The sequence below is a fragment of the Streptomyces sp. NPDC056452 genome (genome assembly GCF_042796085.1).
GTDB lineage: Bacteria > Actinomycetota > Actinomycetes > Streptomycetales > Streptomycetaceae > Streptomyces.
In genome coordinates this window covers 106166-122214 of record NZ_JBHTRI010000027.1, presented here as the reverse complement: position 1 = coordinate 122214, position 16049 = coordinate 106166, and the positions used below count along the sequence as shown (strand labels likewise).

Annotated in this window: 10 protein-coding genes; 8 read left to right on the top strand and 2 right to left on the bottom strand. The window is 70.8% G+C overall.

Translation table 11 applies throughout. The features are described from left to right. Nucleotides 1-29: 29 nt before the first annotated feature. The gene (locus ACFQ6X_RS25205; protein WP_383184627.1) at nt 30-2393 is read right to left on the bottom strand and encodes a discoidin domain-containing protein; all 2364 of its coding nucleotides are present in this window, start codon (nt 2391-2393) and stop codon (nt 30-32) included. Nucleotides 2394-2793: 400 nt separating this feature from the next. On the opposite strand from ACFQ6X_RS25205, the gene ACFQ6X_RS25200 reads away from it, so the two are divergent. Next, on the top strand, nt 2794-4164 hold the full coding sequence (locus ACFQ6X_RS25200) for a glycoside hydrolase family 5 protein (protein WP_383184626.1): 1371 nt from the start codon (nt 2794-2796) through the stop codon (nt 4162-4164). A gap of 173 nt (nt 4165-4337) precedes the next feature. Here the strand turns inward: ACFQ6X_RS25200 and ACFQ6X_RS25195 are convergent, their stop codons facing one another. Further along, complete coding sequence (locus ACFQ6X_RS25195) at nt 4338-6491, bottom strand: SpoIIE family protein phosphatase (protein WP_383184625.1); 2154 nt, start codon at nt 6489-6491, stop codon at nt 4338-4340. 190 nt (nt 6492-6681) lie between these two features. Here ACFQ6X_RS25195 and ACFQ6X_RS25190 point away from each other — a divergent pair, with 190 nt between their 5' ends. The 7 genes from ACFQ6X_RS25190 (at nt 6682) to ACFQ6X_RS25160 (ending at nt 16008) form a co-directional block, all read left to right on the top strand. Next, nucleotides 6682-7617, top strand: coding sequence for a sugar phosphate isomerase/epimerase family protein (locus tag ACFQ6X_RS25190; protein WP_383184624.1), 936 nt, complete (start codon nt 6682-6684; stop codon nt 7615-7617). 190 nt (nt 7618-7807) lie between these two features. After that, entirely contained in the window at nt 7808-9520 is a 1713-nt protein-coding gene (locus ACFQ6X_RS25185; protein WP_383184623.1) for a dihydroxyacetone kinase family protein, read from the top strand. A 65-nt stretch (nt 9521-9585) separates the two neighbouring features. Then, nucleotides 9586-10101, top strand: coding sequence for a ribose-5-phosphate isomerase (locus ACFQ6X_RS25180; protein WP_383184622.1), 516 nt, complete (start codon nt 9586-9588; stop codon nt 10099-10101). 84 nt (nt 10102-10185) lie between these two features. After that, on the top strand, nt 10186-11610 hold the full coding sequence (locus tag ACFQ6X_RS25175) for a gluconate:H+ symporter (RefSeq protein ID WP_383184621.1): 1425 nt from the start codon (nt 10186-10188) through the stop codon (nt 11608-11610). Nucleotides 11611-11723: 113 nt separating this feature from the next. After that, the gene (locus ACFQ6X_RS25170; protein ID WP_383184620.1) at nt 11724-12647 is read left to right on the top strand and encodes an NAD(P)-dependent oxidoreductase; all 924 of its coding nucleotides are present in this window, start codon (nt 11724-11726) and stop codon (nt 12645-12647) included. Nucleotides 12648-12738: 91 nt separating this feature from the next. Then, a complete protein-coding gene (locus ACFQ6X_RS25165; RefSeq protein ID WP_383184619.1) occupies nt 12739-13419 on the top strand; it encodes a GntR family transcriptional regulator in 681 nt (226 codons plus the stop codon). A gap of 270 nt (nt 13420-13689) precedes the next feature. Next, entirely contained in the window at nt 13690-16008 is a 2319-nt protein-coding gene (locus ACFQ6X_RS25160) for a glycoside hydrolase family 3 N-terminal domain-containing protein (RefSeq protein ID WP_383184618.1), read from the top strand. Nucleotides 16009-16049: the final 41 nt, after the last annotated feature.

The following is a 16049-nucleotide window of genomic DNA, read 5'->3' as shown; positions in this document are numbered from 1 at the left end:
GAGGCCGGGCCCGTCGTCGCGTCGCCGAATCAGCTGGTGTAGGCCTCCAGTTCGGAGAGCTGGGCCGCCGGCCAGCCCGTGTTCCCGGTGAACGTCAGCCGCACATAGCGGGTCGACGTCCCCGGCAGGGTGACGGTCGCGGTGTTGCCGCTCGACGGGTTGAAGGTGTAACCCGCCGAGGCCTTGAGCGAGTTGTACGTGGAGTTGTCGGTGCTGCCCGTGACGCCGATGGTCTGCGTGCGGGTCGCCCAGGCGGCGGCCGGCGGCAGTTTCAGCACGAGCCGCTTGACGGCCTTGGCGGCGCCGAGGTCCACGGTGACGGACTGCGGGAAGGCGTTGTTACGGCTCTCCCAGTAGCTGTTGGCGTTGCCGTCCACCGCGTTGGCCGCGCCGTACACGTCGACGTGACTGGTCTCGGTGACCGTACGTCCCTGGGCGAGGTTGCCCGTCTCCTCGGGCGGGTCGGTCGGGTCCGGGGGGTCGGTCGGGTCGGGCGGGTCCGTGGGACCGCCGCTCCCGGGTACCCCGCCGTTGGTCCACACCGGGTCCGGCCAGACACCGGTGCAGGCGGGCGGGTTCGCGTACCAGCCGGAGTTGCCGGTGCCCTGGGTGATCTGGAAGCCGCTGCCGACGCAGTTGTGGATCGGGTTGGACTGGGCGATGTGCGTGGCGACGACCTTGTTGAAGGAGGCCGTGCCCGGCGACTGGATCTGCAGGGCGTACGTACCGGCGCCGTCGATCTTGATGTTGTCGAAGTGCAGTCCGTTGGACGCGCCCTCGATCAGATGGATCGCGGCGTAGGAACTGTCCAGGATCTCGCTGTCGGTGATGTTGATCGTGGCGTTGCTGATCGGCTCGTTGAGACCGCTGAACCAGATCGCACCGACGCCGAAGCGCCAGTTGAAGTCGTTGTTGCCGGTGCGGATCAGGGTGTTGCGGGCGGCCGTGTGGGTGCCCGACACCGCGGTGCCCTGACCGGAGTTGACGCCCGGATAGCGGTTGGCGATGTGCAGTCCGCCGCCGTTGGTGATGGTGTCCGACATGACGTTGTCGGAGATCGTGATGTCCTTGCCGCCGTAGGTCACGATGTTGTTGGCGAGGATCGGCAGGATCACGGTGTTGAACGTGAACTTGTTCTTCACGTTCGGGATGTTCTCCGCCCACATGGCCAGACCGTCGTCACCGGTGTTGCGGACGAAGGTGTTGGTCACGGTGGAGTTCGTGACGCCGTAGTGGAAGTTGACGCCGTCCGCGGTCTGGTCGAGGATCCGGCTGTTCCTGATGGTGAAGTTGTCCATCGGACCGTCCATCCAGGCGCCGCACTTGGTGTGCTGCATCCAGACGTTGTCGACGACCGAGTTCGACATGGCCCCGCCGATGGCGTTGACCTGGTCGTTGTCCACGCGCTCGCGGATGTCGCCGATGATGGCGAAGTCCTTGAGCGTGACGTTGCTGCTGCCGCCCTGGGCGGCGTACTTGCCGTAGACACCGACCGCCCTGCTCCGGTCCGTGGGGTGGCGTCCGGTCAGCACGCTGTACCAGGGACCGGCGCCCCGCAGCGTCACCTTGTCGACGACGATGTGGTCGTTGACCTGGAAGGTGCCCTGCGGGATGTACACCTCCCTGCCCTGGGTGCGGCCCGCGTCGACAGCCGCCTGGAACTTCGCGGTGGAATCGGTGTTGCCTGTCGGGTCGGCACCGAAGTCACCCACCACGTCCAGGGCTCCGGAGGGCTTGCCGACCGGCGCGCCGACCTGCTCGAAGTCCGCCAGGTCGATCGTGAAGGAGGGGGAGGCGGCGGTGGAGGTCACCTGGAGCCGGACCTTCGTACCGGCGGCCAGCGTGGAGCCGAACATCGTGCGGGTCTCGTCGTAGAAGTGGTGCGGGTTGGTGTCGCCCGGGTTGTTGTTGAAGGGGTAACCGCCGTAGTACCAGCCGTACTTCGAGGTCACCGGCACGCTCTTGAGCGAGGACCCGTTCACCCGTACGTCGATCGAGGCGTCCCGGCCCGTCCCGGCGGAGTTGTCCGGCAGTGAGTAGCGGAAGGTCATCGCGTTCGCGGGTGCCGTGAGGGTGAACTCCACGTACTCACCCGCCGAGTCGAGCGTGACGGCCTGCCGGCCCGATGCCTCCGAGGGCAGCGAACCGTACAGCCGGTCGGGGCCGATGAGCGCGCCGTTGGTGGCGGCGTACTCGGCTTCCTGTTCCGTGAACGGAACGGTGGCGCCCCGGCCGGGTATCCCGACGGGCGACGGTGCGGGGACACCGGCGGCCTGGGCGGGCGGTGCGCCGGCCATCACGACGGCGGCAGCGGTGCCGACGGCGGCGAGGGCCAGGGAGAGGGATGCGGACAGGGAGCGGCTGAGCAGGCGTCGTCCAGGTGGTGAGGTCACGTGTCGGTCGTCCTTGCGGCTCGTGGGGGCTCTGCGGACGCCCCACAGGCTAGGAGCATCTCCGCAAGGAAGTCCACGCTGCTGCGCAAGATTTTGTGTTCAGAGCTCAAATTAATGACTCAGATGCGTGAATAATGAGCTCGGTCCGGTGCGTACTCCCTGTCTGCGCCGATCGTCGGGAGGTGTGGCCCGGGTGCGGCGGGTGCGGTCGGGGTGTGCGGGGCGGGTGCGGCTTCCGCTCGGCCCCCGGGTGTCCGCGCAGCGCCTTCAAGAAGTGAAGATTGACATGCCCATTGACAGTGCATCCGCCGCGCTGGCTTCATGGGGCGATGGATGGGAGCGCTCCCATGATCCTCTGCCTGCCTTACCCCATGAAAGGCGACGACGGATGAAGCTATCGATGAGAAAGCGCCTGGGTGCGGCGGTTGCCGCAGCCGTCACAGCGACCGCCGTGCTGATGACGCTGTCGGGCCCGGTCGCCGCGCAGGCGGCGACGGGCTCACCCGCAACCGCGGCGGCCCCCGCCGCGCACACGACAGTCGCTGCCGGCACCGGCAAGGACTGGCTGCACACCGAGGGCAACCGGATCGTCGACGAGCAGGGCAACCGGGTCTGGCTGACCGGCGCCAACTGGTTCGGCTTCAACGCCACCGAACGCGTCTTCCACGGACTGTGGTCCGCGAATCTGGAGGCGGTCACCCGGCAGATGGCGGAGCGGGGCATCAACATCGTCCGCGTGCCGATCTCCACCCAGCTCCTGCTGGAGTGGAAGGACGGCCGAGCCGCGGTCTCCAGCGCGGTCAACACCTGGGCGAACCCGGAGCTCAAGGACAGGACGACCCTCCAGGTGTTCGACGCCTTCCTCGCCCTGTCGGAGAAGTACGGCATCAAGGTGATGCTCGACGTGCACAGCGCCGAGGCCGACAACTCCGGCCATGTGCACCCCGTGTGGTGGAAGGGGGCGATCACCACCGAGCAGTTCTACTCCGCCTGGGAGTGGGTGACCGCCCGCTACCGGACCAACGACACCCTCGTGGCGATGGACATCAAGAACGAGCCGCACGGCAAGCAGTCCGACAGCCCGCGGGCGAAGTGGGACAGCTCCACCGACCAGGACAACTTCAAGTACACCTGTGAGACCGCGGGCAAGCGCATCCTGGCGATCAACCCCGATGTCCTCGTCCTGTGCGAGGGCATCGAGATCTACCCCAAGGACGGCGCCAACTGGTCCTCCACCTCCGCGACGGACTACCACAACATGTGGTGGGGCGGGAACCTGCGGGGTGTCCGGGACCACCCGGTCGACCTGGGTGCCCAGCAGGACCAGCTCGTCTACTCGCCGCACGACTACGGGCCGCTGGTCTACCAACAGCCCTGGTTCCAGGGCGAGTGGAGCCGCACGACCCTGGAGCGCGACGTCTGGGACCCGAACTGGCTCTTCGTGCACAAGACCGGTACCGCACCCCTGCTCATCGGCGAATGGGGCGGCTTCCTCGACAACGGCCCGAACCAGAAGTGGATGACGGCCCTGCGCGACCTCATCGTCGAGAACGGGATCCACCAGACCTTCTGGTGCATCAACCCCAACTCCGGTGACACGGGCGGGCTGCTGAACCACGACTGGACGACGTGGGACGAAGCCAAGTACGCGCTGCTCAAGCCGGCGCTCTGGCAGTCGGGCGGCAAGTTCGTCAGCCTCGACCACCAGGTCAGGCTCGGCGGCGCGACCGCCACCACCGGCATCAGCCTGGGCGACCTGTACGGCGGCTGAACCCGCGAACAGCGCTCACAGCACCACCCGTTGACCGTCCTGGGGTGTCGATGAAACCCCACCGCCTCGGCACCCCGGGACACCCACGGAACATCCCCCACCCCGAAGGACGGACCCCACGCCCTCCGGATACAGGCGGGCCGCCGACTTCCTGGACCGCACCTCGGCCGACCTCACCGCCGGGGCCGCGGTGGAGCGCCCGTCTCCAGAGCGTTGATGAGGAGCAGGGCGATGTCGTCCGTGCCGGGTGTGAACCGCTCCGCGTACCGCACGAGCGTGTCGGCGACGTCGTCCATGTCCTGGTCGAGGGCCAGGGCGAAGTGTTCGGCCAGCTCGGCCGTCGCGTCGTCGAAGTCCACCCCTGGGGCCTCCACGAGGCCGTCCGTGAACAGGGCGAGCGTCGCACCCGGCGGCAGCGGGATCTCGGTCGTCGGGTAGCGGGACGCCGGATCGATGCCCAGCAGGAGGCCCGGCGGCAGTTTGAGCATCTCGGTCTGTCCGTCCGGCTGCCGCAGGAGCGGTGAGGGGTGGCCGGCGGTGGCCAGGACCGCCCGGTGCCCGGCGAGGTCGAGATGGACGTACAGACAGCTGGTGAACAGGCCGGGATCGAGATCGGTGAGCAGCCGGTTGGTGCGTGCGAGCACTTCGTCGGGTGGTGCCCCGGCGGAGGCGTGCACGGCCGTACGGACCTGACCCATGAGGGCGGCGGCGTTCACGTTGTGGCCCTGCACGTCGCCGATGGCTGCCGCCGCCGTCGTGTCGTCCAGCCGGATCAGGTCGTAGAAGTCCCCGCCGATGCCCGTGCCGCGGGCGGCCGGGAGGTAGCGGGCTGCGACGTCCAGTCCGGGGATGCGGGGCAGGGTGTGCGGGAGGAGGTGTGCCTGCAGGCTGTGCGCGAGCCTGTCCTTCGTGTCGTAGAGGCGTGCGCGGTCGAGAGCCTGGGCGAGCAGACCGGCGATGGACGTGAGCAGGGCACGTTCCTCGGGCGGGAAGTCGTGGGGCCGGTCGTAGGAGAGCACCAGTGAGCCGATGGGCTGCCCGGAGACGACCAGGGGGAGAAAGGCGCAGGCGACGACCGTCTCCCGGAGGACGAGTGCGGGGTAGGCGCGCTCCAGCTCCCCCGCAGTGGCGAAGAAGGCGGGGACGCCCGTGGTCAGCACGTGAGCTGCGGGATTGTCGGCGGACAGCGGCACACCGTCGAAGCCGTCCACGAGCGCGGCATGACTGCCGCGGCCGCCCTCGATCCGCAGCCGTCCCTGGTCCGAGGTCAGCACGATGAGGGAGTGGATCCGGAAGGCGGGCATGAGCTGGTCGCCGGCCAGCTCGATCACATCCCGGGTGCCGACGGCCTCGGTGAGGGTCGCGGCGAGGTGCATCAGGTGGTAGAGGGCGGTGGCCCGGCTGGGCGTCGCGGGCGTCGGAGCCGCCTGTGGCAGCGGGGAGTCCGCCGACACGGGTTTGACGGCGGGAAGGATCCGGACGCTGATGCCCGTGGCGTTCGGGAAGAGGTGGAAGGACAGCCACCTGTCAGGTGGGCGCAGAGCGGTGAAGGACGTCTGCTGGCGGCTGATGACCGCGGCCCGGTAGTGGTCCTCGATGGCGGGATTGTCCATCCAGGGGAGTGACACCCACGGCAGGGTGCCCAGGACGTCCTCAGGACGGGTCCCGAGCAGCTCCGCCGCCGCGGGGGTGAGGAAGCTGACGGTCCCGTCCATCCTCAGCGCGCAGCTTCCCCCGGGCAGCCGCCGGACGAACTCCATCGCTGCCGAGCCCTCGGCCGGTTCCGGGACCGGCGGCTCCGGCGGGGGCAGCACCCGTGGCTGGGTGCCCGGCAGCACGGGGTAGCCGATGCTCTCGGACTGCTGCATGAGCATGCCGATGTTGCGGCAGCCCCTGACCACGGCATCACGTTCCCGGGGCGCCAGCTGAGGGGGGTGCGAGCCCGGCCACAGCAGGACCAGCCCGCCCCAGTCCGTGTCTCCCGTACGGATCGGTGCGGCGGCCAGCGAGAACCGGTAGGGCAGCACCAGGGCGGGGCGCGGATAGCGGCGCGCCAGCTCCTCCTGGCTGCCGAGCCAGATCAGACAGCGGTGGCGCATGGCGTCGGACACCGGCATCGGTGCGGACAGCGTGACCCGGTTCCAGGGAATGGCCAGCTGGCCCGGCGCTCCGGCCAGCACGGTGAGTCGCAGGGTGGTCTCGTTCTTCGGGAGCAGGTACAGCATGGCCACGGACGCGCCGGCCTCCTGGACGACACGGGCCACAGGGTCGTCCAGAAGCTCCGTGCCGGAACCCGTGGCGGCGACGGAGGCTTCATGGTTCTGCACGCCCTCCAGCCTCCCCTGTGACAAGCGGCCGCGCACCCGCTGGCGGGACAAGGCGTATACGAACCCGCGTCGACACGCCACGGGACGAATCGGGCGATGCCTCCCACGCGACCAGGAGGTGTGTGGGGTGGGTCACATTGACAGCCTCAAGAATTCTAGATCCTATATGAAATAGAGAAAGGGAGCCGAGATGACTCACACCGCAGAAACCTGGCCGATCGCCGCCGCCCTCCTGCAGTTTCCGAACGTGGGTGCGGACGGTGTCTCCACCCAGGAGCAGACCGCTCAGCAGTGGGCGGAGACGCTGCAGGAGGTCGTGGACGCGGGGTTCAGCGAGGTCGACCTCACGGACGGCTGGCTCCGACCGGGTGACCTGGCCCCCGCGCGCATCGAGGAACTGAGGAAGACGCTCTCCGGGGTCGGTCTGACGGCTCCGGCCATCTCCGCGATCCGCCGCAGCGTCATCGACCCCGTCGACGGCGACGCGAACCTCGCCTATTCGCACCGCACCATCGAGGCGGCCGCCGCCCTCGGAGTCCCGCTGGTCTCCGTCGGCCTGCACCGGCCGCTCACTCCCGAGCAGCAGGCCGTGCTCTGGTTCTGGACGGTGCCGGGTCCCCAGGACCCGGTCGGTGACCGCGAGACCTGGGACAAGGCCGTTACCCGCCTGCGCGAACTCGCGGACCACGCGGCGTCGGTGGGAGTCGAGCTGTCCCTGGAAATGTACGAGGACACCTACCTCGGCACGGCCGACTCATCCGTCGCCCTGCTCACCGACATCGACCGCGACAACGTCGGCCTCAATCCTGATCTCGGCAACCTCATCCGGATGCAGCGCCCCATCGAGTCCTGGGAGTCGATGGTCACCAAGACGCTGCCGCACGCCAACTACTGGCACGTGAAGAGCTACTACCGCGTCGAGGACCCCGCCTCGGGAACCGTGCTGACCTCCCCGGCCCCCATGGAGTCCGGGTTCGTCAGCTACCGCCGCGCCGTCCGGATCGCTCTCGAGCACGGCTACACCGGCGCGTTCTGCGTGGAGCACTACGGCGGCGACGGCCTCAGTGTGGCCGCCTCCAACCGCGACTACCTCAGGCGCATCCTGCCCCGTCGCGCCGGCGCCTGAGCAGCGCACCGCGTCCCACGCGATCCGGACGAGCCCGCGGCGCCGCAACGCGCCTCCGTGCACCGACGGCGGTGGGGTGTGCCCCGAAGCAGGCCTCGCCTCAGCTCCGGCCGCCCTCTGCCGAGCCACCCCGGGCGAACGACGCGTTCCCGCACCCGCCCGTACCTCTCCGACAAGGAGCCCACCTGTCATGACCCGGCTTTTCGACGACCCCGACCGCTTCAGCGAGGACCAGTTGCGGGGCTTCGCCGCGGCCTATCCGGAGCACGTCACTGTGGTGCCCGGGGGAGTCGTCCGCACCCGCCGGCCGGGTGCGGGCCGGGTCGCGGTCGTCGTCGGCGGAGGTTCCGGCCACTACCCCGCCTTCAGCGGGCTGGTGGGCGAAGGGCTCGCGTCGGGCGCCGTGGTCGGCAACATCTTCACCTCGCCCTCCGCGCGGCAGGCCGAGTCCGTCGCGCGGGCAGCCGACACCGGCGGCGGAGTCCTCTTCTCGTTCGGGAACTACGCGGGCGACCGCATGAACTTCGGCATGGCCCAGGCGCGGCTGCTCGACGCGGGCATCGACACCCGCACGGTCCGGGTCACCGACGACGTGGCCAGCGCCCCCGCCGAACAGCGTGCCGAACGCCGGGGCATCGCAGGCGACTTCACTGTCTTCAAGGTGGCCGGGGCGGCTGCCGAGGAAGGCCTCGTCCTGGACGACGTCGAAGCCGCCGCCCGCCACGCCAATGACCGTACGTACTCCTTCGGCATAGCCTTCGAGGGCTGCACCATGCCCGGCGCCGACACGCCGCTGTTCACGGTTCCCGAGGGCAAGATGGCCATCGGCCTCGGCATCCACGGCGAACCCGGCGTGCGCGACGCCGACATGGCCGATGCCCCTGCCATCGCCCGCACGCTCGTCGAACGGTTGCTCGCCGAGCGCCCCGAAGACGCGGGACCGCGCGTCGCCGTGATCCTCAACGGACTGGGCGCCACCAAGTACGAGGAACTGTTCCTGCTGTGGGGCCATGTCGCCGACGCTCTGGCCGAGGCCGGACTCACGGCGGTGAGGCCCGAGGTCGGCGAGCTCGTCACCAGCCTCGACATGGCCGCCTGCTCACTCACCCTGATGTGGCTCGACGGAGACCTGGAGCGCTGGTGGTGTGCCGCCGCCGACGCCCCCGGCTTCAGCCGTCTGCCCCTGCCCGAGCCCTCGGACCGGGCCCACGTCCTGCCCGAGGCACAGCCCGAGGCCGCGGTCACCGAGGGGGACGCCGAGTCGCGCGCTGCCGCGGCCGCCGTCCTGGACGCCCTGCGCGCGCTGCGCACCGCGCTGCACGAGGCCGCCCCGGAACTCGGCCGCATCGACGCGGTCGCCGGGGACGGTGACCACGGGCGTGGCATGAGCAAGGGGATCGACGCGGCCGTGCGCGCCGCCGAGGAGGCGGACTCGCGGAAGGCGGGCGCCCGTTCGCTGCTCAGTGCCGCAGCAGACGCCTGGGCCGACGAGGCCGGGGGCACGTCGGGCGTGCTGTGGGGCGTCGCCCTGCGGGCCCTCGCCCAGGAACTCGGTGACACCGGCCGGGCCGACGGCGTGCGCGCCGCGGCGGGTGCCCGTGCCGCTCTCGACGCGGTGACCTCGCTGGGCGGCGCGAAGCCAGGGGACAAGACCCTCGTCGACGTCCTCGCCCCCCTCGTCGACACCTTCACCGCGGAGGTCGCACGCGGCGGCGACCCCCGGACCGCCTTTGCGGGGGCCGCGGTCGTGGCCACCGGAGCGGCCGCATCCACCGCCGCCCTCACGCCGCGCCTCGGCCGCGCCCGCCCGCTGGCCGAACGCAGCGTCGGCACCCCCGACGCCGGGGCGCTCTCCCTGGCCCTGTGCGCCCGCACCGTCGCGGCGTTGCTCGGCAACGGCTGAGCGCCGGCTGCGTACCCGGCCCGGCAACCACCGTCCAACACCCCCAACTGCACGGGACATCCGACATGACGAACCATCAGCAACTAACACCGCTCCGCATAGTCATCGGCTGCGACGACGCCGGATACGAGTACAAGGAAGCTCTCAAGGCCGATCTGGAGGCCGACCCGCGCGTCGCGTCCGTCCTCGACATCGGAGTGGCTGCGGACGAGCACACCGCCTACCCGCACATCGGTGTGGCCGCCGCCCGCGTGGTCGCCGCCAAGGAGGCCGACCGTGCCCTCCTGCTGTGCGGCACCGGGCTCGGTGTCGCGATCAGCGCCAACAAGGTGCGCGGAGTCCGCGCCGTCACGGCGCATGACAGCTTCTCCGTCGAGCGCGCGGTGCTGAGCAACAACGCCCAGGTCCTGACGATGGGCCAGCGGGTCATCGGCCTCGAACTCGCCCGCCGCCTGGTGCGCGAATGGCTCGGCTACCGCTTCGACGCGTCCTCACCGTCGAGCGGGAAGGTCGACGTCCTCGACGCCTACGACACGTCCGAGTGCTCCGGCCTCGGGGACGAGCCCGCCGCCGGCTGCTGACGCCCCGCCCGGCACCTGTACGCCCGCGTGGCGTCGGCACACCCCCCTGCCACCACTTACAACGACGTAAGGACGCGCCCCCGCATGTCTCCACTCGTCCCGCCCGGGACCGACATCCTGGCGGCGGCGACCGCGCCCTGGACCGGGCACGACACCCGGCTCATCGGCATGGTCGCCCTCGCCATCGGCGTGATCATCTCGCTGATCGCGCTGCTCGACTTCCACCCGTTCGTCGCCCTCATCGGCGGTTCCGTCGTCCTCGGCATAGGCTCCGGCACCGAACTGGCCTCCGTCGTCGAATCGTTCGGTGCCGGGATGGGAGCCACCCTCGGTTCCACCGGCGGCCTGATCGCGCTCGGAGCGATCCTCGGCAAACTCCTGGCCGACTCGGGAGGCGTCGACCGCATCGTCGACACCATCGGCTCGCGCTCGGGACCCCGGCTGATGCCCTGGTCGATGGCGCTCATAGCCGCGGTCATCGGCCTGCCCATGTTCTTCGAGGTGGGCCTCGTGCTGCTGGTGCCGATCATCGTGGTCATGGGCAGGCGGACGAACACCCCGCTGGTCCTGCTCGCCGTGCCCGCCCTCGCGGGCCTCGGCACCATGCACGCCTTCGTGCCGCCTCACCCCGGGCCGCTCGTCGCCGTCAGCGCGCTCAGCGCCGACGTCGGCACCACGCTCGGCCTCGGCCTGCTCGCGGCCATCCCCACCGTGATCATCGCGGGCCCGCTGTACGGGCGGTTCATCGCGCGCCATGTGCACACCGAGGCTCCGGCGGAGCTGGTCGCCTCCCTCGTCAAGGAGGCCGACGAGGCGCGGGACGCGGGTCCGGCCCGTCGCCTGCCGGGCTTCGCCACATCCGTCGGCGCGGTTGCCCTGCCCGTCGTGCTGATGCTCGCCAAGTCGGTCGTCGACATCGCGTTCCCCGGCGACGCCTGGTACAACCACCTGCTGGACTTCCTCGGCACACCGCTCATCGCGATGTTCGTCGCCGTCCTCGTCGCCATGGTCGTCTTCGGCTTCCGGCTCGGCCGCACCCGGGCGGAGGTCCGCACCGTCGTGAGCGCCGGACTCCCGGCCGTCGCCGGCATCCTGCTCATCGTCGGCGCGGGCGGCGGCTTCAAGCAGATCATCGTGGACACCGGCGTGGCCGACGCCATCGGCAAGTTCGCCGCCGCGGCGGACATGCCGCTGCTCGTCCTCGGCTGGCTGCTCGCCGTGCTGATCCGGCTGGCCACCGGCTCGGCCACCGTTGCCACCACGGCGGCGGCAGGCATCATGGCTCCGATGGTGGTGGGCACCCCACCGGTGGAGGCCTCCCTGATCGCCCTCGCGGTGGGGGCGGGATCGCTCTTCTTCTCGCACGTCAACGACGCCGGCTTCTGGCTGGCGAAGGAGTACTTCGGGATGAGCGTCTCCCAGAACATCAAGACCTGGTCGGCCCTGTCGACGATCGTCGCCGTGACGGGCCTGGCCATGTCCCTGCTCATGTACGCGGTCTTCGTCTGACGGCGGACCGCGACGCCCGCGTACGGCGACGCCCGCGTCCCAGTACCCGGCCCCGACAAGAGAATCCGTCCACACGGCCCCTCACGGCCGTACCCGCAAGGAAGAAGCATCCGATGTCCGCTGAGACCTCCACCCCCACCACTGCCGTCCTCGGCCTCGGCGCCATGGGCCTGCCCATGGCCAACCGCCTCGCCGGCGCCTTCCCGGTCCAGGCCTTCGACGTCTTCGAGGAGCGGCGCGCCCTCGCCGCGCAGGGCGGAGCCACGCCCGCCGCCACTCCGGCCGACGCCGCGCGGGGCGCCGATGTCGTGGTCATCGCCGTTCGGGACCAGGAGCAGCTGGAGTCCTGTCTGTTCGGTGGCGGGATCGTCGAGCACGGCGCCGCCGAGTCGCTGCGCAGCGGTGCGGTCGTCGTGGTCACCTCGACCGTCGGCGTCGACGCCGTGCAGGACGTCGCGGCGCGCCTCGCCGAGCAGGGAGTGGGCCTGGTCGACGCTCCCGTCAGCGGTGGCGCCGTACGCGCCGGGACGGGTGACCTGCTCATCATGGTCGGCGCGGACGACGAGGCCCTGGAGGCAGCCCGGGCCGTCCTCTCCCGGCTCGGCTCCACGCTGCACATCGTCGGACCGCGCATCGGCGACGGCCAGATCATGAAGACGGTCAATCAGCTCCTGTGCGGCATCCACACCGCCGCCGCCGCCGAGTCCCTCGCGCTCGCCCGTGCCCTCGGGATCGACCTGGACCGAGCCGTCGACGTCCTCGGCCAGGGTGCGGCCGCGTCCTTCATGCTGGCCGACCGCGGCCCGCGCATGGCCCAGCAGTACGAGGTGAAGGAGGACGGCACCGGCGGGCCGGAGCTGCGCTCCCGTCTGGACATCATCCGCAAGGACATGAACATCGTGGTGTCCCTCGCCAAGAAGGCCGGTGTCGCCACGTCCGTGGCCGCCGCGGCGGACCAGCTCTACCAGCTCGCCATCAGCCAGGGCCTGGCCGCCGAGGACGACTCGGCGCTGGTCACCCTGCTGTCCCCGCGCTGAACGGCCCCGTCAGGGGCAGCCGCAGCCGTTCCGACTAGGCTGAGGACGCGGTCAGCCGGCAGCATCCGGCATGTCACAGGGAGAGTCAAGGATGGGACCAGCCGACAGGCAGGTACGTCAGCCCGGTCTCGGCAGGACCGTCCTCATGGACGAGGCGTACGACGCGTTGCTCGCCCTGATTCTCGACGAGGGCCTGGAACCGGGCACGCCCCTGCGCATCGACACCATCGCCAAGGACTGGGGCGTCTCACCGACGCCGCTGCGCGAGGCCCTCGCCAAGCTGGAGAACACCGGACTGGTCGTGCGTGTCCCGCACCGCGGCTACACGGTCGCCCCGCTTCTGGACGACGGCGGGTTCCGCGAACTGATGGGTGCCCGGCTGCTGATCGAGCCGTACAGCGCCCGCCAGGCCTGTGAGCGGGACGCGGCGGGGACGGCGCGCGCGCTGGCCGCGAGCCACCAGCTGATGGAGGCGGCGGCCGTGCAGCGCGTGGCGGACGACTTCCGCGCCTACCTGCAGGCGGACTCGGCCTTCCACGCCACGATCGCCCGCGCCGCGGGCAATCGCTTCCTCAGTGCCGCGATCGACCCGCTGGGCGCACACATCCAGCGCTTCCGCCGCTTCACCGGCGGCCGGGTGAGCGACACGGAGGAGGCGCTCGCCGAACACGCCGCGGTCCTGGGCGCGTTCGAGGCGGCGGATGCGGAAGCCTGCGAGGCCGCGATGCGCGCGCACCTGGAAGGTGTGGCGCACCGGGCGTTCGGCCACTGACGCCCGCCTTCCGGGCGGTTGTTCCTCCCCGGCGTTCCTGAGGCACCGAAGCGGCTGCACGCTGCCCCGAGCAGGGCTGCAGCCGCTGTTCGGCATGCCCGGAATTATTCATTCCGGATGAGTGAAAATGATATACGCAACCTCTTGACCTGGATCTTTTCTCCTGTGCATGCTGCACGCACCTTTTTGTCAATGGTGTGAACTTATCCGGCCTGCCTCCCCGACCCCCGACGCGGTGCAGGGCATCCACGGGCCGGGAGCAGGAGACCCATGAACCACTGGAACGACCGATCGCTGGGCGCCGACGAGCGCATCGAGGCCCTCATGGCCGCGATGACACAGGCCGAGAAGCTGGCCCAGCTGGGCAGCTACTGGGCCAAGGCCAACGTCGGCAGCGGCGACGCCCGGGTCGCCCCGATCGAGGAGGCCCTCGCCGCCCGGTCCGGCGAGTCCGACGCCCTCGCCCACGGCATCGGCCACCTCACCCGTCCCTACGGCACCCGCCCGCTCACCCCCGAGGAAGGCCGCGCGGAACTCGTACGCCTGCAGCGGCTGCTGACCGACACCACCCGTCTGGGCATCCCCGCCATCGCCCACGAGGAGTGCCTGACCGGATTCGCCGCCTTCGGTGCCACCGTCTACCCCACGCCCCTGGCCTGGGCCGCGACCTTCGACACCGCACTGATCGAGCGGATGGGCGCGGCGATCGGCCGTGACATGGGATCTGTCGGCGTCCACCAGGGGCTCGCCCCGGTCCTGGACGTCGTACGGGACTACCGCTGGGGCCGAGTCGAGGAGACTCTCGGCGAGGACCCGTACCTGACCGGGCTCATCGGCACCGCCTATGTCCGCGGGGTGCAGTCCCAGGGCGTCATCGCCACGCTCAAGCACTTCGCCGGGCACGCGGCCTCGCGGGGTGCCCGCAACCACGCGCCCGTCTCCATCGGCGCCCGAGAGATGGCCGACGTCATCCTGCCGCCCTTCGAGATGGCCGTGCGCGAGGGGGCTGTCGGCTCGGTGATGAACACCTACACCGACCAGGACGGTGTCCCCGCCTGCGCCGACGAGCACCTCCTGACGACCGTGCTGCGCGAGCAGTGGGGGTTCACCGGCACGGTGGTCTCCGACTACGGGTCGATCGCGTTCCTCCACACCATGCACCGGGTCGCCGCCGACGAGGCGGACGCGGCCCGCGTCGCCCTGAGCGCCGGCATGGACGTCGAACTGCCCAACACCCGCTGCTACGGCGACCCTCTCGCCCAGCAGCTCGACGCCGGGCAGGTCGCGCCCGAGCTCCTGGACCGGGCCGTCGAACGCGTCCTGCGCCACAAGCTCCGGCTCGGCCTCCTGGACGCCGACTACAGCCCGGAGGCGGACGCCGGGGTCGGTACTCCCGTCGACCTCGACTCCCCGGCCAACCGTGCGCTCGCCCGCACGGTCGCCGAGCGTTCCGTCGTCCTGCTGGCCAACGAGGGTGCCGCTCTGCCCCTGGACGCCGCCCGGACGCCCGGCATCGCTCTCATCGGCCCCGGCGCCGATGACTCCGGCACCTTCCTGGGCTGCTACTCCTTCCCCAACCACGTCCTGCCCAAGCACCCGGGCCACCCGGCGGGCCTCGCCCTGCCCAGCCTGCGCGAGGCGCTCACCGCCGAGCTGCCGGACATCACCTTCACCTACGAGCAGGGCTGCGCGGTCAGCGGCGACGACCGCTCCGGCCTGCCCGCCGCCGTCCGTGCCGCCGGCTCGGCGGACCTGGCGCTGGTCGTCGTCGGAGACCGCTCCGGGATGTTCGGGAACGGCACCTCGGGGGAGGGGTGCGACGCCCCCGACCTCGAACTTCCCGGCGTACAGGCACAGCTGGTCGAGGAGGTACTGGCCACCGGCGTCCCGGTCGTCCTGCTCGTCGTCTCCGGCCGCCCCTACGCTCTCGGAGGTCTTGCCGAGCGCTGTGCGGCCGTCGTCCAGTCGTTCATGCCCGGCGAGGAGGGCGGTCCCGCGCTGGCCCGCGTCCTGTCGGGCCGGGCCGTCCCGAGCGGCAAGCTGCCCGTCCAGATCCCGGCCACCCCGGGGAGCAGCCCGGGCACCTACCTCAACCCGCCCCTCGGCCGCCACAGCGACGGCATCAGCGTCCTCGACAACACGCCGCTCTACCCCTTCGGGCACGGCATCTCCTACACCACGTTCGGCTACGAGGACCTGCGGGTCGCCCATGGCGGGCTCGTCCCCACCGACGGGTTCATCGAGGTCTCATGCCTCGTGCGCAACACGGGCGCCTACGCGGGCCGGGAGACCGTCCAGCTCTACTACGACGACCCGGTCGCCCAGGTCGCCCGCCCCACGCAGCAGCTGGCCGCCTTCGCCACCGTCGACCTCGAGCCCGGCGCGCAGGCCCCGGTGTCCTTCCGGGTGCACGCGGACCAGACCTCCTACACGAAGGACTCCTCGGGCGACGGGCAGCGCATCGTCGAGCCCGGCGCCCTCCGGCTGATGCTCGGTTCCTCCAGTGGCGACATCCGGCTGAGTGCCGACATCGAACTGACTGGACCCCTGCGCACGGTCGGCGCGGACCGCCACCTCAGCCACTCGTGACCCCACCGCGCACACCCTCCCCCCTCGACAGGAAGCAGTCC